Origin of the sequence: Brevundimonas sp. TSRC1-1 (genome assembly GCF_049898245.1) — a bacterium.
Taxonomy (GTDB): Bacteria; Pseudomonadota; Alphaproteobacteria; order Caulobacterales; family Caulobacteraceae; genus Brevundimonas; species Brevundimonas mediterranea_A.
The window spans coordinates 614,822-631,997 of the sequence record NZ_JAFCXI010000001.1 but is presented as its reverse complement, the minus strand read 5'-3'; the positions used below and the strand labels follow the sequence as shown (position 1 = coordinate 631,997).

Sequence of the window (17,176 nt, the reverse complement as noted above, 5' to 3'; positions counted from 1 at the left end):
GCCTGATCATGGACCTGTCTCCGCTGCAATACGGCCTCGGCGCCGGCGCCGGCTCGCTCGTCGGCTTCACCCTCGGCCTGGTCGGCGGCGGCGGGTCCATCCTGGCCGTGCCGCTGATCGTCTATCTGGTCGGCGTGAAGGACCCGCACCTGGCGATCGGCACCAGCGCCTTCGCCGTGGCCGCCAACGCCTTCGCCAATCTGCTCAACCACGCGCGCCACGGCACGGTGAAATGGAAGATCGCCGGCCTGTTCGCCTTGGCCGGGGTCTTCGGCGCCTTCCTCGGCTCCAGCCTGGGCAAGGCGGTGGACGGTCAGAAGCTGCTGGCTCTGTTCGCGGTCTTGATGTTGGTGGTCGGGGTGTTGATGCTGAAAGGCCGCTCGGCCACCGGAGATCCCGACGTGGTCCTGACGCCGGGCAATGCGCCGAAGCTGGTCGGAGCCGGCGCCCTGACGGGGATCATGTCCGGCTTCTTCGGCATCGGCGGCGGGTTTCTGATCGTCCCTGGCCTGATGGTCTCGACCCGCATGCCCATCTACTATGCGGTCGGCTCGTCGCTGGTCGGCGTGACGGCCTTCGGCCTGACGACGGCCTTCAACTACGCCCTGGACGGCTGGGTGGACTGGCCGCTGGCAGCCGTCTTCATTGGCGGCGGAGTCCTGGGTGGCCTGTTGGGGGCGCGCCTCGCAAAAGCGCTGTCGGGACAAAAAGGCCTATTGAATACGGTGTTCGCCGGGCTGATCTTCGTCGTCGCCTTCTATATGCTTTACCGCAGCGCCGGCGCGCTCGGCCTGATCGGGTGAGACCACACCATGGAACTTGACGCCCTGATCCTGGCGCGGATGCAGTTCGCCTTCACCGTCGCCTTCCACATCGTCTTTCCGGCCTTCTCGATCGGCCTCGCCAGCTATCTGGCCGTGTTGGAGGCCCTGTGGCTGAAGACGGGGCGAGACCTCTATCTGAACCTGTTCAAATACTGGCTGAAGATCTTCGCCGTGGCCTTCGGCATGGGCGTCGTCTCGGGTCTGGTCATGTCCTACCAGTTCGGCACCAACTGGTCGGTCTTCTCCGACAAGGCCGGGCCGGTCATCGGCCCCCTGATGGCCTATGAGGTGCTCAGCGCCTTCTTCCTGGAGGCCGGTTTCCTGGGCGTCATGCTCTTCGGCCTGAACCGCGTCGGCAAGAAGCTGCACTTCCTGGCCACCCTGATGGTCGCGATCGGCACCTTCGCCTCGGCCTTCTGGATCCTGTCGGTCAACAGCTGGATGCAGACGCCGCAAGGCTACGCCATCAACGAGGTCGGCCAGTTCGTACCGGCCGACTGGTTCAAGATCGTCTTCAATCCCTCCTTCCCCTATCGCCTCGCCCACATGCTGCTGGCGGCCTATCTGACCACCGGTCTGGTGGTCGGCGCGGTCGGGGCCTGGCACCTGATGAAGGAGCGGACCAACAAGGGGGCGCGCAAAATGTTCGCCATGGCCATGGGCATGATCCTGGTCGCCGCCCCGGTCCAGATCTTCATCGGCGACATGCACGGGTTGAACACCCTGGAGCATCAGCCCGCCAAGGTCATGGCGATGGAAGGCCATTTCGAAAGCCACCCGGACGGGGCACCGCTGATCCTGTTCGGCATTCCTGACCGCGAGGCGGCCACCGTCCACGGCGCGGTCGAGATCCCCAAGCTGTCGTCCCTGATCCTCAAGCACGATCCGAACGCGCCCCTGGCCGGTCTTGACACCATCGCCCGCGTCGACTGGCCGCCGGTGGAGATCGTCTTCTGGTCCTTCCGCGTCATGGTCGGCCTGGGCATGGCCATGCTGCTGCTGGGGCTCTGGGGGCTATATGCTCGCCTGCGCAAACGCCTCTACGATGCGCCCTGGCTGCACCGCTTCGCCCTGATCATGGGGCCGATGGGCTTCGTCGCCGTGCTGGCGGGCTGGATCACCACCGAGGTCGGCCGCCAGCCCTGGACCGTCTACGGCCTGTTGCGCACCGCCGACAGCGCCGCGCCCTTGGCCGCGCCTGCCGTCGCAACCTCCCTGGCCGCCTTCGCTGTGGTCTATTTCACCGTCTTCGGCGCCGGGGTCTTCTACATCCTGCGTCTGATGAGCCATGCGCCGCACCGGGACGAGCCGGGCGTGGCGGAAACCCCGATCCGCACGGCGGGCATCACCCCCGCCCCCGCCATCGACCCGGACCGCCCCATCCCGACCGGCGAGGAGACCGATCATGACCGTTGATCTGACCCTGGTCTGGGCCGGCCTGCTGGCCTTCGCCGTCTTCGCCTATATCGTCATGGACGGGTTCGACCTGGGCGTCGGCATTCTGTTCCCGACGCTCAAGGCCGGCGATCAGCGCGACAAGGCGATGAACTCGATCGCCCCGGTGTGGGACGGCAACGAGACCTGGCTGATCCTGGGCGGCGGCGGCCTGTTCGCCGCCTTTCCCCTCGCCTACGCCGTGTTGATGCCGGCGGTCTATACGCCGATCATCGCCATGCTGCTGGGCCTGGTCTTCCGGGGCGTGGCGTTCGAATACCGCTGGCGCACGGTGCGGGCCAAGCCCGTCTGGGATGTCGCCTTCTTCGGCGGCTCCCTGCTGGCCGCCTTCTCCCAGGGCGTCACCCTGGGGGCCATCCTGCAGGGGGTCGAGGTGTCGGGCCGCGCCTATGGCGGCGGCTGGTGGGACTGGCTCAGCCCCTTCAGCCTGCTGACCGGCGCCGCCGTCGTCGTCGGCTACGCCCTTCTGGGGGCCACCTGGCTGAACATGAAGACGGAAGGCGCGCTCCAGACCCACGCCCGCGCCCAAGCTTGGAAACTGGGTCCGGCGACCCTGCTGATGATCGGCGCGGTCAGCCTGGCCACCCCCTTCCTCGACGGCGAATACGCCCGGCGCTGGTTCGACTGGCCCGGCGTGCTTCTGACGGCCCAGGTGCCGTTGCTCGTTCTGATCGTCGCGGCCGCCTTCTTCTGGACCATGCGTCAGAAGCGCGAGGTCTGGCCCTTCCTGCTGTCGCTGGGCCTGTTCGCCGTCACCTTCGCGGGTCTGGGCGTCAGCGTCTTCCCCTACGCCGTGCCCGACGAGATCACCCTCTGGCAGGCCGCGGCCCCCGCCTCCAGCCAGCTGTTCATGCTGGTCGGCGCCCTGATCCTGATCCCGATCATCCTGGCCTACACCGCCTATGCCTACTGGGTGTTCCGGGGCAAGGTCGGCGACGACGGTTACCACTGATGCGTCGCGACTCCAGAAACGGGCTCCGGCAGTGCCTTTGGTTCGTCGCCCTCTGGGTGCTGGGCGTGGGTGTCCTGGGCGTGATCGCCTATCTGCTACGCGGCGTTCTCAAGCTGGCCGGCGGGTGAGGCCGCAGGCGCCGAATCGCTGGCCCTGGCCGCCGCTCATCATGGGCGGCGCCGTCCTTGTCGCGCTCATCACGGCGCGTCTATGGACTCCGCCCGCACTCTTCCCCGGCGCCTTCGCCGCCGGCGGCCTCCTGGTCGGGCTCGCCCTTGGTCTGGACCTCTGGGCCATGCTGGAGATGCGGCGGCGGCGCGCCAACATCCTGCCGCACCGGGCGGCGACCGCTCTGGTCACGACCGGACCGTTCGCCTGGAGCCGCAACCCGATCTATCTCGCTAACGGGCTGCTTCTGCTCGGCCTCGGGGGCCTGTTCGACAACGCCTGGTTCTTCGTGGCCGCCCCCGTCGCCGCCTTCGCCACCGACCGTCTCGCCATCCGGCGCGAGGAACGACACTTGGAGGCCCTCTTCGGCGCGGCGTGGTCTGTGTACGTGGGCCGGGTGCGCCGCTGGCTAGGCCGGCGGATGACGTCGTGATCACCTTTCGCCCGGCCCACAGACGCCTCCCTATCCCGTCGCTTCGTCACTACCGTGAGGTTACGGGGCGCGGCATGTGAACCAAGCAGCTATGCTCCGCTCATTACTCCGCAATCATCTCGTCAGGGGACGCCCCTTATGACCGCCCCTCACTCCCACTCGATTACTTAATGACAACAACAGTGTTGTTTACAAAGCTCTTTTTATTGGCACGACGACCCCATGCCGACTAGGCTACCGTCGCCCAATAACGCTATTGAAAACACTAAGAAATATTGCGTCATAAAATTTTAGTGATGACGCTATCTTTCGAGATCATTCGAGGCATGGCAGCCAAGTCGACGCGTAATTTAAATCGAATCTGAGCTGCAGAGTCCATCTCATCTATTCGTAGCAGCTCGAAAGAATCCATGTCGCCCTCGCGGCTCCTAATCGACCAATCATGTCGGCGAAGCGCCAACAGCGGTCATTGGCGAAGTTCCGAGAACCAGACATGAGCTTGGGTTCGATGACCGAGCTTAACTGCGCCGATCCCGGCACCTCATTGTGCCGCGATGGCGATGGATGACAAATCGGACGCGGCGTCGACCGGAACGCCCTCCGCCTTTCGTTCGGAATACCGATCGACGAGCTGGACGGCGTGGGGCCGGACCAGAATGGTGAAGCGCACCAGTTCCTCCATCACGTCGACGATCCGCTCATAGTAGGCCGAGGGCTTCATCCGGCCGGCCCCGTCGAACTCCTGGAAGGCCTTGGCCACGCTCGACTGGTTGGGGATGGTGATCATCCGCATCCAGCGGCCCAGAAGGCGCAGGGTGTTGACGGCGTTGAAGCTCTGCGACCCGCCCGACACCTGCATGACGGCGAGGGTCCGGCCCTGCGTCGGGCGCATGCCGCCCTGGCTCAATGGCAGGTGATCGATCTGCAGCTTCATCAGCCCGGAGACCTGGCCGTGCCGTTCCGGACTGCACCAGACCATGCCCTCCGACCAGAAGGCGTGTTCGCGCAACTCGCGCACCGCCGGGTGGTCGTCGTCGCCGGGCGCGCCCGGCAGGGGGAGGTCGGAGGGGTCGAAGATGCGGGTCTCGCATCCCATGCGCTGCAGTAGGCGGGCCGCTTCCTCGACGCAGAGCCGCGAATACGACCGCTCGCGCAGCGATCCGTACAAGAGAAGAATCCGCGGCGCCGGGTAGGTCGAGCCCAATCCCCGGGCGGGCTCGGCGGACAGATAGGCCGCGTCCAGGGCCGGCAGGTTATCCGGATCCGGCAGCGAACGCAGACGGGTGAACGTCATTCAAAGGTCCTTGGTCAAATAGACGGCAGACGCCGGGCAGAGGTCCGCGAACTCGCGAGTTTGCCGGATCGCGGGCGGCGCGGACTCACGATCGGCGGCTACAAAGCCGCGCCCGGTGAAGAAGCGCTCGGCCGTCGTGGTGAGCAGGTGCAGACGTGCAGCGCCCAGGTCGCCGGCGGTGGTCTCGGCGGCGGCCAGCACCCGACTTCCCAGGCCGCGGGCCTTCTGGTCGGCAAGTACGACCAGGGAGCGCAGCAGCAGGTCGCGCCGCTCCCCTTCCAGCCCGACGTAGCCGATGACCGCGCCGTAGTGGTCGGCGCTGAAGTATCGCCCGGCGCCCGGCTCAGGCAGGTTCTCGCCACGCAGGGCCGCGATCAGATCGACATCGGTCGAGTCGACCAAATGCAGACTGACCATCAGCCGGCGTCCTTCGGCGGGGCCGTGTCCGGGAACCAGCGTCGGCCCATCCAGAGCGCGACCGACACGAGCAGGATCAACACCGGCACCTCGACAAGGGGGCCGATGACGGCCGCGAAGGCGACCGGCGAGGTCAGGCCGAAGGCCGCGATGGCCACCGCTATGGCCAGTTCGAAATTGTTCGAGGCCGCGGTGAAGGCCAGGGCGGTGGTGCGCGGATAGTCGGCTTCGATCAGCTTGCCCATGAGGAAGCTCACCACGAACATGACGAGGAAGTAGATCGTCAGGGGAATGGCGATGCGCAGGGCGTCCAGCGGCAAAGCCACCACCTCCCCGCCCTTGAGGCTGAACATGACCACGATGGTGAACAGCAGAGCGATCAGGGTGATCGGCCCGATGCGCGGCAGGAAGCGCCGCTCGTACCAGTCGGCGCCGCGGCGAGCGATCAGGCTGCGTCGGGTCAGGAAGCCGGCTAGGAACGGTAGGCCAAGGTAGACGAGCACCGCGCCGGCGATGGTCCAGACGCTGACGTCCACCACGCTGCCCTGCAGGCCGAACAAGGGCGGCAGGACGGTGAGGAAGATCCAGGCATAAAGGTTGAAGAACAGGATCTGGAAGATCGAGTTGAAGGCTACGAGGCCGGCGACATACTGGTTGTCGCCCCGCGCCAGCTGGTTCCAGACCAGGACCATGGCGATACAGCGCGCCAGCCCGATCAGGATGACGCCGGTCATGTATTCCGGCTGATCACGCAGGAAGATCACCGCCAGGGCGAACATCAGCACCGGGCCCAGCACCCAGTTCTGGAACAAGGACAGGGCCAGGACCCGCTTGTCGGCGAAGACGCGCGGCAGTTCCTCGTACCGGACCTTGGCCAGCGGCGGGTACATCATCAGGATCAGACCGATGGCGATCGGGATATTGGTCGTGCCGATTGAGAGGCTGTCGACCCAGGTCGGCAGGCCCGGCGCCAGCGTCCCCATAGCCACGCCCAGGCCCATGGCCACGAAGATCCACAGCGTCAGCCAGCGGTCGAGGAAGGACAGGCGACGCGGCGCAGCGTCCTCCACGCGGGTGTCGATCATCGCTTCACCCGCTGGCCGGCGGCGTCGATGACGACCTCGCCGTCCTCCTTGGTGAAGGGCTTGAGATCATCGGCGGGCAGGAGGTCCAGAACGGCCTCGGACGGTCGGCACAGGCCGACGCCGAGCGGACTGACGACGATCGGGCGATTGAGCAGGATCGGATGGGCCTCGATCGCATCGAGCAACTGATCGTCCGTCAGGCCCGGGTCCCCTAGGCCCAGTTCGGCGAAGGGCGTGCCCTTCTCGCGCAACAGATTGCGCAGCGGCTTGCCGGCCCGTTCGGCCAGCCAAGCGACCATGGTCCGCGACGGCGGGGTCTTCAGATACTGCACGACATGCGGCTCGATGCCGACGTGGCGGATCAGCTCGAGCGCGTTGCGCGACGTCCCGCAGGCGGGGTTGTGATAGATGACGATGTCCACGGGATCCTTAGGGGCAACAGGGCGCGAGTTCAGCCAGCAGGGGTTCGCACAGGTCCGCCCTGCCCCCGCAGCAGTCCTTGAGCAGGAAGAGGACCAGGTCGCGAAGCCGATCCAGGTCGGCCCGGTAGATGATCGACCGGCTGCGCCGCTCCGACCTGATCAACCCCGCGCGCGTCAGGACGCCGAGATGGGACGACAGGGTGTTGGCCGGGATCACCAGATGGTTGGAGATGTCACCGGCCGGCAGACCATCGGGTTCGTGACGCACGAGGAGGCGAAACGCCTCCAGCCGCGTCGATTGCGCCAAGGCGGCGAGAGCGAGAATCGAAACTTCGGTTTCCATATTTCCAAACTAATGGAAATGTTCAAGCCCGCTCGTCTGCGGGTGCGGCAGTTCAGGCATCGGTGACGACCTGATCTTTGACGACTGCCGCCTAAAAGATCGCAGAGTAGCGACAGCCGAGTTTAAGGGTCGCTGGGCTATACTCTCCGTCGAGACCATGGACTTTGGCCACGAGGTCGACAGTTGGCCGATTTCGCACGTCTGTCGGTCCGGACGCGGTGCGCTGATCTCGCGATCAGGCGGCGGGAGCCGCCGACGCTCCCTTCTGGGCGAGCCAGGCGTCGATCAGGGTGATTTCGCGCTCCTGCGCCGTGATCACCTCCTGGGCCAGGTTCCGCGCTTGGGCGTCCTTGCCTTGCGCGAGCTCCACACGGGCCATCGAGACGGCGGCGACGTGGTGACCTCGCATCTGCTTCATGAAGTCGATGTCCGCGTCCCCGGTGAAGGCGGGCATCGCCTCCATCATCGTGTTCATCGAGGCCTTGTAGCCTTGGGTGGCGACGGAGTCGCCGGGCGCAGGCGCAGCCATGCCGCCCTCCATTCCGCCATGGGCGTCCGCCGCTGCGGGGGCCTCAGGCGCGGCTACGGCGGGCTCTTCGGCTTGCGGGGAACAGGCCGTAGCCAAGGCGCAGGCGGCGAGGACGAGGCTGATGCGTTTCATGACGGCTCCTTGGGATCCCGACGTTAGCGACCAGGAGGGCCCATTCGTTCCGCCAACTCTACCGTCCGGCCCGCGCCAAGAGCTCGATCAGCTCGCCGGCCTTTGCCTTGCGATCCTCGGGATCGTCGCCGGTCATAGCGCCCATGACGCAGTGGTCGAGGTGATCCCGTAGCACTTCGGTCTCCACGCGATGGAGCGCGGCTCGAACGGCCTGAAGTTGGGTCAGCAAGTCGACGCAATACCGGTCATCTTCAACCATGCGGGAGATTCCCCGCACCTGGCCTTCGATCCGGCTGAGCCTGTTGAGGACTTTGGGTTTCGTGTCGGTTTGCATGCGGCCTGTCCTCCTGAGCACCCCCATATACCCCAGACGGGTATCTTGCGATATACCCCCCCATGGGTATATGTTAGCTCTTCGGTCAGCCGGAGAGAGCGACATGTCCACGCATCCTCACAATCATGCCTCGGGTCACGCCTGCTGCGGGGCGAAGGCCTCGGATGGCGCGGCAACGGTCAAGGATCCCGTCTGCGGCATGTCGGTCGATCCGACGGCCACCGCTCACCGAGCCAGTCATGACGGTCAGGACTATTTCTTCTGCTCGGCGGGGTGCCGGACCAAATTCATCGGCGATCCGATGCGTTACCTGAACCCTCCCGTGGAGGCCGAGCCGGCCGTTCCCGGCGCCATCTACACCTGCCCGATGCACCCCGAGATCCGGCAGGAAGGCCCAGGCTCCTGCCCGATCTGCGGCATGGCGCTTGAGCCGGAGACGGTCACGGCGGAGGCCCCGCCCAACCACGAGCTGATCGACTTCACCAGACGCTTTTGGGTCGGTCTGGTCCTGACCCTGCCGGTCTTCGCCCTGGAAATGGGCGGACACCTGGCCAATCTCCACATGTTCATCCCGGGCCAGATGTCGAACTGGATCCAGTTCGCTTTGGCGACCCCCGTGGTTCTCTGGTGCGGCTGGCCCTTCTTCGAGCGCGGCTGGACATCGCTGCGCACCCGGCGGCTGAATATGTTCACCCTGATCGCCATGGGGGTCGGCGTGGCATGGCTTTACAGCGTCGTGGCCGTCGTCGCGCCAACCCTGTTCCCGCCCGCCTTCCTGAAGGCCGACGGCAGTGCGCCGGTGTATTTCGAGGCGGCGGCGGTCATCACCGTGCTGGTCCTCGTCGGGCAGATTCTGGAACTGCGCGCCCGCGAACAGACGTCGGGCGCGATCCGCGCCCTGCTGGACCTCACGCCCAAGACCGCGCGCCGAATCCGGGCGGACGGCATCGATGAAGATGTCTCGCTTGACCAGATCGCCGTCAGCGACCGCCTGCGGGTAAGGCCCGGAGAGAAGATCCCGGTCGATGGCGAACTCCTGGAGGGTCGGGTCGCTGTCGACGAATCCATGGTGACCGGCGAGTCCATGCCGGTGACCAAGGATGTCGGCGACCGCGTCGTGGCCGGCGCGCTCAACAAGACCGGATCCTTCATCATGCGCGCCGACAAGGTGGGCGCCGACACCCTGCTGGCGCAGATCGTCCAGATGGTGGCCCAGGCCCAGCGCAGTCGCGCCCCGATCCAGCGGCTGGCCGATACGGTCTCCGGATGGTTCGTTCCCACGGTGATCGCGATCGCCCTGCTCGCCGCCGTCGTCTGGGGCCTGGTCGGTCCCGAGCCCCGTTTGTCCTACGCCCTGGTCGCCGCCGTTTCGGTGCTCATCATCGCCTGTCCCTGTGCGTTGGGTCTGGCGACGCCGATCTCGATCATGGTCGGGGTGGGACGTGGCGCCCACGCCGGCGTCCTGATCAAGAACGCCGAGGCGCTCGAACGCTTCGAGAAGGTCGACACTCTCGTTCTGGACAAGACCGGCACCCTGACGGAGGGCCGTCCGTCGGTGACGGCGATCCTGCCCGCCCTCGGCTTCGTGGAAGCGGACATCCTGCGTCTTTCGGCCAGCCTCGAGCGGGGCAGCGAACATCCGTTGGCCGACGCAATCGTCCGGGCAGCCAAGGACCGGGACATCCCCCTTACCGAGGCCGCGGACTTCGACAGCCCGGTCGGTCGCGGCGTTCGCGGGACGATTGAGGGCCGCCAGGTCGCCCTGGGCAACACCCGTTTTCTCGGCGAGCTTTCGACCGACGTCTCCGCGCTGGAGCCGAAGGCGGAGGCCCTTCGCCACGACGGCGCCACCGCCATATTCGTGGCGATCGACGGAAAGGCGGCCGGGGTCATCGGCATCGCCGATCCCATCAAGGCCACCACGCCGGCTGCGATCCTCGCGCTGAAAGCGGCCGGTCTGCGGCTGGTGATGATGACCGGGGACAACCGGACGACGGCCGAAGCGGTCGCGCGGCGCCTCGGCATCGACGAAGTCCAGGCGGAGGTTTTGCCGCAGGACAAGGCGTCTGTGGTTCAACAGCTTCGTTCGCAGGGTCGGATCGTCGCCATGGCGGGGGATGGCGTCAACGATGCCCCTGCCCTCGCCGCAGCCGATGTCGGCGTCGCCATGGGGGCGGGTTCGGACGTCGCCATCGAAAGCGCCGGCGTCACCCTGCTGGGCGGAGATCTGCAAGGCATCGTGCGCGCACGGCGTCTGTCCCGCGCGGTGATGGGCAACATCCGCCAAAACCTCGTTTTCGCCTTCGGCTACAACGCCCTTGGCATCCCCGTGGCGGCTGGCCTGCTTTATCCCGTCTTCGGCTGGCTTCTCTCGCCTGCCCTTGCGGCGCTCGCAATGGCGCTCTCCTCGGTCAGCGTCATCGGCAATGCGCTGAGACTGCGCGCGGTGAGGCTTTAGCCAGGATAGGCAATCACCAGTCCGCCCACCCACCCAAGGGAGGAACCGGCTGTGACGGGCCGGATTGATTCAGACGCTGTCCGCAGTCTCCAGGCTTTCGCAGCGGCAGGCGAAGACGAACTGAAATTTCTGAAGAGGATACGGACGATGTCTCATCAACAGATGGACCACGGCGGGCAAGGCAACGCTCGTGGACTCGGCCCTTATCGGAGCCTGTACCTCGAGTTGGCGCTCGATTTCGTCATCATGTACCTGGTCATGTACACGATGATCGCCACGCTCGGTCACTTCTATCTCAATTTGAACAACGTCTACATGACCCTGATGATGGTCGCGCCGATGGCGGTCCTCATGCTCGTCTTCATGCGGTCCATGTACCCGTCGCGCAAAACGAACCTGGTCATTGGAGCGGTCGCCGTCGTGATCTTCGTCGGCAGCTTCGTCGGCATGCGCACCCAGGCGTTCGTTGGCGACGACGAATTCCTGCGATCGATGATCCCGCACCATTCCGGGGCTGTGTTGATGTGCGAGCAAGCCTCCCTGACCGATCCGGAGATCATCGCCCTGTGCGACGGCATCGTGCGTGGTCAACAGGAGGAGATCGCCCAGATGCAGGCGCTCCTCGAGAAGCGTCGCCGCTGACCCCGGCGTGCGGGGGAAGGCCTCAGCCGCCCCCCGCTTCCTCTTCATGAGGGCCGCGGTCGTGTGGCGCGTAGAGAAGCAGAAGGCCGGGACCGGCCAAACGTCTGGAGACTGAGTATGCGTTACTTCAACCCCGCACCCTTCATCGCCGTCGCGGCGGTCGTGGCCTTCGCCGCCGGACCGGCGGCGGCCCACGCTCGCCTGGTCAGCGCCACCCCGGCGCCCAACTCCACCGTGGCCGCGACCCGGACGCTGACCCTGACCTTCAGCGAACGCAGCGTTCCCGCCTTTTCCGGCTTCGACGTCGTCAATGCGGCGGAGGAGAAGATCGCGATCCGCACCTCGGTCGCCGAGGACGGCAGGACCCTCACGGGCGCGCTGGCTCGCCCGCTGGCCGCCGGCGCCTACCGTGTCGACTGGCGTATCGCCTCGAGCGACGGCCACCGCATGACGGGATCCTACACCTTCACGGTGCGCTGACGCCGTGCTGGAAGTCGCGGTCATCGCGCTTCGTTGGCTTCAATACGGCGGCGGCGTCGTCCTTCTCGGCGCGCCGCTGTTCCTTCTCTACAGCTTTAAATACGCCCACGCGCCGAACCTGGAATGGTCGCGACCGACATTGCGCCTCGCGGCGATCATCGTCGCGCTCGGCTCGCTCGCCGCCCTGGTGGCCCAGACTGCCGTCATGGCGGGGTCGCTGAGCGAAGCCGTGAAACCCGCGTCTCTGTCCTTTATGGTCACCGGCACAGCCCTGGGCATGGCGATGGTCGTGCGGGCCGCCGCCGCCTTGCTTGGGCTTGTCGCCTTGGTCGCCCTGAAACCCGGTCGCGCGCTCTGGAGCGTGACGGCCGCCTTGGGTCTGATCGTGGCCGCCAGCTTCGCATGGACGGGTCACGGCGCGGCCACCGAGGGTCCGGGCGGGCCCATCCATCTTGTCGCCAACATCATTCACGCGGTGGCAGCGGCCTTGTGGCTGGGCGCCCTGGCGGCGTTGACGGCCCTGCTTCTGCGCCGAGCCGGTCCGGACGACTTTGCAATCCATCGCGCCCTGCATGGCTTCGCCGGCCTTGGAACGCTCGCGGTCCTGTTGCTGGTGCTGACCGGTCTCGTGAACAGCTGGTTCCTGATCGGTCCCGAGCGCGTGGCGTCGATCGCGGGCAACCTCTACGGCCAGCTTCTGGTCGCCAAGCTCGTCCTCTTCGGTTTGATGCTTGCGCTGGCGGCGAGCAACCGGTTCCGGCTGACGCCGACACTGGGCTATGCGCTGGAGACGGGCCAACCCTCCGTCGCCGCCATGAGCGCGCTCCGGCGCAGCCTGTTGATCGAAACGGGTCTGGGACTCGCCCTGATTGGCGTCGTGGCGGTCATGGGAACCCTGCCGCCCCCGGCGTCTCTGTAGGCTCGATTGCGATGATCAAAATGAGATCGTCGCTCCGCCGACCGTTGAAGGTTGATCAGACAATGCCGTTCCTGCGTCATGACCTCCTCCGACTGACGACCGCGCTGCTCGCGGCGTTTGCCGTGCTGTTCGTGTCCACCGCTTCGATCGCCTGCGAAGCTCCGGTCGATCAGGATATGGCGTCCATGTCGATGAGCGGCGACGGCGTCCCGTGCGAGCCGAAGACCGTCAGGATCTCGTGCCATAAGACGTGTCTGGCCATCTGCCAGGGCCTTGTCCCCCAGGGCGGTGAACCCACCCCGCACGGGTCTATGCGTCTGTCCTCTATCCATCCCTTGATGCGCGGCATGCCGATTTCACCGCGGAGGCGGACGACCCGCCCCCGCGACGCTGATCCTGTTGAAGAAGACCGAACTCATTCAATCAAACAGAGATCAAAACCATGAAACGCACTCTCACCCTCGCAGCCCTGGTGCTGCTGGCTTCCGGTTCAGCCGCCTTCGCGGCCGCGCCGGACTCCGTGGCGCAGGCCGTATGCGCTTGCTGCGACGCTATCGCAGCCTGCGCGGAAGCTTGCACCTGCTGCTGATCGTTTGATCGGGGACGCCCGCCCGCGAGGGCGGGCGTCTTCTCGATGTTCCTCACCGACGTCGTAGGGTCGGCGACCCGCTGGTGCGGGCCTGAGCGTCAGCCGTGCGCGCGCGACGACCAGTGAATGTGGTGGATGCGCCAGCCGTCGGCATGGCGTTTGAGGACCATGGTTTCGGTCGTCAGGCGGTCTACCGCGCGGCCGTTGGATTGGCCCGTAGTGCGGCCTTCGCTGGTGATCCAGGCGATGTCCCCGTCGGCCCATCCCGATCTGTGCGTCACCGTCGCTTCAGAGGCGGCGGCGAAGGCGGCGTCCGAGCCCAGGTGATGTGACGCATACTCGTCGCGCGATCGCTCCGCGCCACCCTCCTCGAAGATCATCACATCCGGCGCCATCAGGGCCAGGGCGACGGCCGTGTCGCCGGCCTTCAGGGCGACGTGAAAGGCGTCGACGGCCGCCGCCGCGTCCGCCGCTTCCGCGGCGACCGAGCCGGCGGCCTGGGCGTGCCCGTGGGCGTGGTCCTGAGCGAAGACGGGTGTGGCCGAAAGCACGGCGAGCGACAAGGTGAGTGCGAGAGAGGTGCGGGACATGGCGAACTCCGGATTGTGGGTGATCTGAACGGGCTGAGCGCGATCTGCGTCAGGCCGGCGGGTTGTGGCGGGCGAACACGCGGGTCGCGCCCGAGCGAAGCACCAGCAGGGTGTCGTAGGGCTCCTTGTGCCCCTGCGGCGTCTCCATGCCGGGCGAACCGAGCGGCATGCCCGGGACCGCCACACCCACCGCCGCCGGTCTCTCGGTCAGCAGTCGAATGACGTCCTGGGCCGGCACATGACCCTCGACCAGATAACCATCGATCAGACCGGTGTGACAGGAGGCGAGCGCGTCCGGCATGCCGCGGCTGCTCCGGACCGATTGAAGGCTCGGAAGGACCGTGATGGTAGTGGTGAAGCTCGCCTCGCGCATGTGCGCGATCCAGGCGTCGCAACAGGCGCAGGTCGGCGTCTTGAAGACCGTGAGGTTTCTGGACGGACGGGTCTGGGCGCAGGCGGATCCGCCCATGCCGATGAAGACGGCCGCGCCCATCAGCAGACGACGGTTCAGATTGGCGGGATTCAAAAGGGTTCTCCCTGATCGCTGTGGACGGATCGCTGCGCCTCGACAGGGTCTGCGCGCTGCGGCGCCAGCCGCGCCCGCAGCCACCGTCGGCCAGGCTGCTCGACGAAGACATGGATGGCGGCCGCGGCGGCGAGCGTCAACACAAGCATGGCGGCCAGTTCAACCAGGCCCATTCCATAGTCGGCGCCCCAGCCGGCGAACGCCTGCGCCGCGTTGCGCCACACCATCAGGATGGGAATGTGGACGAGATAGAGGGCGAACGAGGCCTCGCCGGCGAACAGAAGGACGGGGTGAGACAGAAAGGTCCGGACCGGAGCCTTGGCCAACAGGGCGAGCGACAGGATGAAGGGACCGGCCGCCGCCACGATGACTCGGTCGTCGGCGCCGATCTGCATGAGCGTCAGCAGCAGGGTCGTGGCGACCAGGGCGCCCATGAGGGACATTCGCGGCGAAGGCGTCCAGCGCTGACCGAGATAGTAGAGGCCAATGCCGTAAAGGAATTCGGGAACGATCCGCAGGATCCCGAGGCTGTCCTCGGCCCGAGGCAGCATCCGGCCGAACCAGGTGCGGTAGAAGGCGTCGAGGGCGACGAACAACAGCATGGCGAGGGCTATAAGGACCCACGGCCTGGCTCGCAGCCGGAGCGCAAGGGCGGCATAGGCGGGAAAGGCCAGATAGGCGAACCACTCCGCCGACAGCGACCAGGCCGGTCCGTTCCAGAGCGCCATGGTCTCGCGCGGGAACCACGCCTGGACCAGCAGAAGGGTTCCCGCGAAGTCGACGGGATTGAACCGGCCAGGCTCGAGCCCGACGCCGAACACAGGCGCGATCAGCACCAGCCCAAGCATGGCCAGGAGGATGAACAGGTGAGCCGGATAGATCCGGGCGAGGCGCGCCGCCAGGAATCGACCGTAGTTCGGGGCCCGGTCTCCCTGCAGGTAGACGTGGGTCAGGATGAAGCCCGACAGGATGAAGAAGATATCCACGCCCAGGCGCGCGCGGTTCAGCAAGCCCGCGCTCTCCGCCGGGAGCGTCCAGTAGAGCTGGAAGTGGAACAGCACGACGCCGAGGGCGAGAAAGAACCTCACGCCCGTGAGCGGATCGAGCATGTCGGGGAATGGAACCCGCGTGGGCCCTGCTCTGTCGCTCACGTCTTTTCCCCGGACGACAGGGCGCGTCCCGGTCGTTCTCTGCTATCTACGCGGGCGACGGCTCGTCCCCTCGTGAGGGGACCGAAAGGCCGGCGCGTATGGCAGGTGGGGTGTGACGCAGGTGCGCAATGACTGACGACATGAATGAACTGATCGCAGCGGTCGGGCCGGGCGACGCCGGCCGGCTGGTCGGCATGGAAGACGCGGTCTGGGTGCGGATCGGCGAACACAGGGAGCGCGCCCGCATGGGTCAGGTCCGGGTCGCGGCCGTTGCACTCGCGCTGGTGATCGGGGTCGCGAACGGAGGGCTGATGCTCATGGCTCCACGGCCGGAGCCGTCCGAGATGCGGATTTTCACAGTCTCGGCAGGCTTGTCGCCTCTCTCCGGCCTGGACGTTCGGGGATGAGGACCGCCTGGAAGTCGATCGTCATCACGGCCATCCTGGCCGCGCTGGCGAGCGGCGCGGCGACCTGGGCGAGCGCGATCTGGGTCATGCGGGAGCGGCAGCCGCCAAGCCTGCACAGCGTCGTCCATGAGAAACTCACCCTGAGCCCTGAGCAGGATCGACGGCTCGACGTGGTCGAAGCCCGGTTCGCCGCTCAGCGGCCGGCGCTCGAAGCGGAAGTCCGCGCGGCCAATCGCGAACTGGCGGCCGCCATCGCCGCCAGTGACGGCGACATGCCCCAGGTCCAGGCCGCCGTCGATCATTTCCACGCCGCCATGGGCGATCTGCAGAAGGCGACGATCACCCACGTGTTCGAGATGCGATCCGTCCTGACCCCGGCGCAGGCCGAGGTGTTCGACGCCGCGGTCGTCGAGGCCCTGCACGACGACGCCGGCTAAGCGGCGCGCGTGGGTGCCGAGCAGAGCATCGAGGCCCGTGCGGCGACCGGAGACCGGGCCGCCTTCACCGCCTTGATGGCCGCCACAAAGGGCGATCTCTACCGGTTCGTGCGCCGCTATGTTGGCGACGAGTCCGAAGCGCATGACGTGCTTCAGGAAAGCTATGCGTCCGCCTGGCTCGCCCTGCGGCGGTATGACCCGGCGCGGCCATTCGACGTCTGGCTTCGCTCCATCGCCCTCAACAAATGTCGAGACTGGGGCCGGCGGCGCGCGGTGCGGAGGGTCGTGCGCGGCGTCATGGGCCTGGAGGCGCCCGAGGCGGCGGCGGTCGGCGACGATGCGCCCTCACCCGAGACTCGGCTGGACGATCAGCGCAGGGCCGAAGCTCTGCAACGCGCCTTGCGGGACCTTCCCGACGCTCTGAAGGGGCCGCTTCTGCTGGCCACGCTCGAGGGACGGTCTCACGCCGAGATCGGCTCGATCCTCGGCATCACGCCCAAGGCGGTCGAGACCCGCGTCGCCCGCGCACGCAAGACTTTGGCGTCGGCTCTGGGCCAGGCTTCCGGCGGAGACGCTTGACCCTGCCATG

At 66.6% G+C, this 17,176-nt stretch carries 22 protein-coding genes; 12 read left to right on the top strand and 10 right to left on the bottom strand.

Annotated features, from left to right (window positions below):
- The first annotated feature begins 8 nt into the window (after nucleotides 1–8).
- The 5 genes from ACP7CK_RS03185 to ACP7CK_RS03165 are packed head-to-tail and all read left to right on the top strand — an operon-like array spanning nucleotide 9 to nucleotide 3,832.
- Nucleotides 9–803: a sulfite exporter TauE/SafE family protein gene (locus ACP7CK_RS03185; protein ID WP_426025082.1), complete on the top strand. Its 795-nt coding sequence runs from the start codon at nucleotides 9–11 to the stop codon at nucleotides 801–803.
- Nucleotides 804–812: 9 nt separating this feature from the next.
- Nucleotides 813–2,240 carry a cytochrome ubiquinol oxidase subunit I gene (locus tag ACP7CK_RS03180; RefSeq protein ID WP_426025081.1) on the top strand — a complete coding sequence of 476 codons (1,428 nt, stop codon included), beginning with the start codon at nucleotides 813–815 and terminating at the stop codon, nucleotides 2,238–2,240.
- Nucleotides 2,230–3,231, top strand: coding sequence for a cytochrome d ubiquinol oxidase subunit II (gene cydB, locus ACP7CK_RS03175; protein ID WP_304937127.1), 1,002 nt, complete (start codon nucleotides 2,230–2,232; stop codon nucleotides 3,229–3,231). The genes ACP7CK_RS03180 and cydB overlap by 11 nt, the downstream gene beginning before the upstream one ends.
- Nucleotides 3,231–3,359 (top strand): hypothetical protein, encoded by a 129-nt coding sequence (locus ACP7CK_RS03170; RefSeq protein ID WP_426025080.1) that lies wholly within the window; start codon nucleotides 3,231–3,233, stop codon nucleotides 3,357–3,359. Before cydB ends, ACP7CK_RS03170 begins: the two co-directional genes overlap by 1 nt.
- Before the next feature lie 41 nt (nucleotides 3,360–3,400).
- Nucleotides 3,401–3,832, top strand: coding sequence for a methyltransferase family protein (locus ACP7CK_RS03165; protein ID WP_426025079.1), 432 nt, complete (start codon nucleotides 3,401–3,403; stop codon nucleotides 3,830–3,832).
- 541 nt (nucleotides 3,833–4,373) lie between these two features.
- Here the strand turns inward: ACP7CK_RS03165 and arsH are convergent.
- From arsH to ACP7CK_RS03130, 7 genes are all read right to left on the bottom strand, one after another.
- The gene (gene arsH / locus ACP7CK_RS03160; protein ID WP_426025078.1) at nucleotides 4,374–5,126 is read right to left on the bottom strand and encodes an arsenical resistance protein ArsH; all 753 of its coding nucleotides are present in this window, start codon (nucleotides 5,124–5,126) and stop codon (nucleotides 4,374–4,376) included.
- Nucleotides 5,127–5,543: a GNAT family N-acetyltransferase gene (locus ACP7CK_RS03155; RefSeq protein ID WP_135196038.1), complete on the bottom strand. Its 417-nt coding sequence runs from the start codon at nucleotides 5,541–5,543 to the stop codon at nucleotides 5,127–5,129.
- Nucleotides 5,543–6,628, bottom strand: a complete 1,086-nt coding sequence (gene arsB / locus ACP7CK_RS03150; protein ID WP_165117337.1) for an ACR3 family arsenite efflux transporter — start codon at nucleotides 6,626–6,628, stop codon at nucleotides 5,543–5,545. Before arsB ends, ACP7CK_RS03155 begins: the two co-directional genes overlap by 1 nt.
- Nucleotides 6,625–7,050 carry an arsenate reductase (glutaredoxin) gene (arsC, locus tag ACP7CK_RS03145; protein ID WP_135196040.1) on the bottom strand — a complete coding sequence of 142 codons (426 nt, stop codon included), beginning with the start codon at nucleotides 7,048–7,050 and terminating at the stop codon, nucleotides 6,625–6,627. The genes arsB and arsC overlap by 4 nt, the downstream gene beginning before the upstream one ends.
- A 7-nt stretch (nucleotides 7,051–7,057) precedes the next feature.
- Nucleotides 7,058–7,393 carry an ArsR/SmtB family transcription factor gene (locus ACP7CK_RS03140; protein WP_135196041.1) on the bottom strand — a complete coding sequence of 112 codons (336 nt, stop codon included), beginning with the start codon at nucleotides 7,391–7,393 and terminating at the stop codon, nucleotides 7,058–7,060.
- A gap of 235 nt (nucleotides 7,394–7,628) precedes the next feature.
- Nucleotides 7,629–8,054 (bottom strand): DUF305 domain-containing protein, encoded by a 426-nt coding sequence (locus ACP7CK_RS03135; RefSeq protein WP_135196042.1) that lies wholly within the window; start codon nucleotides 8,052–8,054, stop codon nucleotides 7,629–7,631.
- Between the two features lie 58 nt (nucleotides 8,055–8,112).
- Nucleotides 8,113–8,388, bottom strand: a complete 276-nt coding sequence (locus ACP7CK_RS03130; RefSeq protein WP_040349360.1) for a metal-sensitive transcriptional regulator — start codon at nucleotides 8,386–8,388, stop codon at nucleotides 8,113–8,115.
- Nucleotides 8,389–8,491: 103 nt separating this feature from the next.
- Here ACP7CK_RS03130 and ACP7CK_RS03125 point away from each other — a divergent pair, with 103 nt between their 5' ends.
- The 4 genes from ACP7CK_RS03125 (at nucleotide 8,492) to copD (ending at nucleotide 12,887) form a co-directional block, all read left to right on the top strand.
- Nucleotides 8,492–10,846 (top strand): heavy metal translocating P-type ATPase, encoded by a 2,355-nt coding sequence (locus ACP7CK_RS03125; protein WP_426025077.1) that lies wholly within the window; start codon nucleotides 8,492–8,494, stop codon nucleotides 10,844–10,846.
- Between the two features lie 147 nt (nucleotides 10,847–10,993).
- On the top strand, nucleotides 10,994–11,488 hold the full coding sequence (locus ACP7CK_RS03120; RefSeq protein WP_230974793.1) for a DUF305 domain-containing protein: 495 nt from the start codon (nucleotides 10,994–10,996) through the stop codon (nucleotides 11,486–11,488).
- Between the two features lie 117 nt (nucleotides 11,489–11,605).
- Nucleotides 11,606–11,968, top strand: coding sequence for a copper homeostasis periplasmic binding protein CopC (gene copC, locus ACP7CK_RS03115; RefSeq protein WP_292049220.1), 363 nt, complete (start codon nucleotides 11,606–11,608; stop codon nucleotides 11,966–11,968).
- Between the two features lie 4 nt (nucleotides 11,969–11,972).
- Nucleotides 11,973–12,887 (top strand): copper homeostasis membrane protein CopD, encoded by a 915-nt coding sequence (gene copD, locus ACP7CK_RS03110; protein ID WP_426025076.1) that lies wholly within the window; start codon nucleotides 11,973–11,975, stop codon nucleotides 12,885–12,887.
- A 687-nt stretch (nucleotides 12,888–13,574) separates the two neighbouring features.
- Here the strand turns inward: copD and ACP7CK_RS03105 are convergent.
- From ACP7CK_RS03105 to ACP7CK_RS03095, 3 genes are read right to left on the bottom strand one after another with little or no spacing between them, the layout of a single operon-like run.
- Entirely contained in the window at nucleotides 13,575–14,066 is a 492-nt protein-coding gene (locus ACP7CK_RS03105; protein ID WP_426025075.1) for a YybH family protein, read from the bottom strand.
- A 49-nt stretch (nucleotides 14,067–14,115) separates the two neighbouring features.
- Nucleotides 14,116–14,592 carry a DUF411 domain-containing protein gene (locus tag ACP7CK_RS03100; RefSeq protein WP_426025074.1) on the bottom strand — a complete coding sequence of 159 codons (477 nt, stop codon included), beginning with the start codon at nucleotides 14,590–14,592 and terminating at the stop codon, nucleotides 14,116–14,118.
- Complete coding sequence (locus ACP7CK_RS03095; protein WP_426025073.1) at nucleotides 14,589–15,743, bottom strand: acyltransferase family protein; 1,155 nt, start codon at nucleotides 15,741–15,743, stop codon at nucleotides 14,589–14,591. Before ACP7CK_RS03095 ends, ACP7CK_RS03100 begins: the two co-directional genes overlap by 4 nt.
- Nucleotides 15,744–15,883: 140 nt before the next feature.
- Between ACP7CK_RS03095 and ACP7CK_RS03090 the strand changes: the two genes are divergently transcribed.
- Genes ACP7CK_RS03090 through ACP7CK_RS03080 form a run of 3 tightly spaced genes read left to right on the top strand, consistent with a single transcriptional unit; the run spans nucleotide 15,884 to nucleotide 17,166 of the window.
- Nucleotides 15,884–16,150, top strand: a complete 267-nt coding sequence (locus ACP7CK_RS03090) for a hypothetical protein (RefSeq protein ID WP_426025072.1) — start codon at nucleotides 15,884–15,886, stop codon at nucleotides 16,148–16,150.
- Nucleotides 16,147–16,587, top strand: coding sequence for a Spy/CpxP family protein refolding chaperone (locus ACP7CK_RS03085; RefSeq protein WP_426025071.1), 441 nt, complete (start codon nucleotides 16,147–16,149; stop codon nucleotides 16,585–16,587). Before ACP7CK_RS03090 ends, ACP7CK_RS03085 begins: the two co-directional genes overlap by 4 nt.
- A 9-nt stretch (nucleotides 16,588–16,596) precedes the next feature.
- The gene (locus ACP7CK_RS03080) at nucleotides 16,597–17,166 is read left to right on the top strand and encodes an RNA polymerase sigma factor (protein WP_426025070.1); all 570 of its coding nucleotides are present in this window, start codon (nucleotides 16,597–16,599) and stop codon (nucleotides 17,164–17,166) included.
- Nucleotides 17,167–17,176 lie beyond the last annotated feature (10 nt).

Coding starts and splice junctions, on each gene's coding strand:
- ACP7CK_RS03130 (WP_040349360.1), bottom strand. CDS start 8,388: ATGCAAACCGACACGAAACCCAAAGTCCTCAACAGGCTCAGCCGGATC.
- ACP7CK_RS03085 (WP_426025071.1), top strand. CDS start 16,147: ATGAGGACCGCCTGGAAGTCGATCGTCATCACGGCCATCCTGGCCGCG.
- copC (WP_292049220.1), top strand. CDS start 11,606: ATGCGTTACTTCAACCCCGCACCCTTCATCGCCGTCGCGGCGGTCGTG.
- ACP7CK_RS03180 (WP_426025081.1), top strand. CDS start 813: ATGGAACTTGACGCCCTGATCCTGGCGCGGATGCAGTTCGCCTTCACC.
- arsB (WP_165117337.1), bottom strand. CDS start 6,628: ATGATCGACACCCGCGTGGAGGACGCTGCGCCGCGTCGCCTGTCCTTC.
- arsH (WP_426025078.1), bottom strand. CDS start 5,126: ATGACGTTCACCCGTCTGCGTTCGCTGCCGGATCCGGATAACCTGCCG.
- ACP7CK_RS03140 (WP_135196041.1), bottom strand. CDS start 7,393: ATGGAAACCGAAGTTTCGATTCTCGCTCTCGCCGCCTTGGCGCAATCG.
- ACP7CK_RS03135 (WP_135196042.1), bottom strand. CDS start 8,054: ATGAAACGCATCAGCCTCGTCCTCGCCGCCTGCGCCTTGGCTACGGCC.
- ACP7CK_RS03105 (WP_426025075.1), bottom strand. CDS start 14,066: ATGTCCCGCACCTCTCTCGCACTCACCTTGTCGCTCGCCGTGCTTTCG.
- ACP7CK_RS03090 (WP_426025072.1), top strand. CDS start 15,884: ATGAATGAACTGATCGCAGCGGTCGGGCCGGGCGACGCCGGCCGGCTG.
- cydB (WP_304937127.1), top strand. CDS start 2,230: ATGACCGTTGATCTGACCCTGGTCTGGGCCGGCCTGCTGGCCTTCGCC.
- ACP7CK_RS03120 (WP_230974793.1), top strand. CDS start 10,994: ATGTCTCATCAACAGATGGACCACGGCGGGCAAGGCAACGCTCGTGGA.
- ACP7CK_RS03185 (WP_426025082.1), top strand. CDS start 9: ATGGACCTGTCTCCGCTGCAATACGGCCTCGGCGCCGGCGCCGGCTCG.
- ACP7CK_RS03170 (WP_426025080.1), top strand. CDS start 3,231: ATGCGTCGCGACTCCAGAAACGGGCTCCGGCAGTGCCTTTGGTTCGTC.
- ACP7CK_RS03165 (WP_426025079.1), top strand. CDS start 3,401: ATGGGCGGCGCCGTCCTTGTCGCGCTCATCACGGCGCGTCTATGGACT.
- ACP7CK_RS03155 (WP_135196038.1), bottom strand. CDS start 5,543: ATGGTCAGTCTGCATTTGGTCGACTCGACCGATGTCGATCTGATCGCG.
- ACP7CK_RS03125 (WP_426025077.1), top strand. CDS start 8,492: ATGTCCACGCATCCTCACAATCATGCCTCGGGTCACGCCTGCTGCGGG.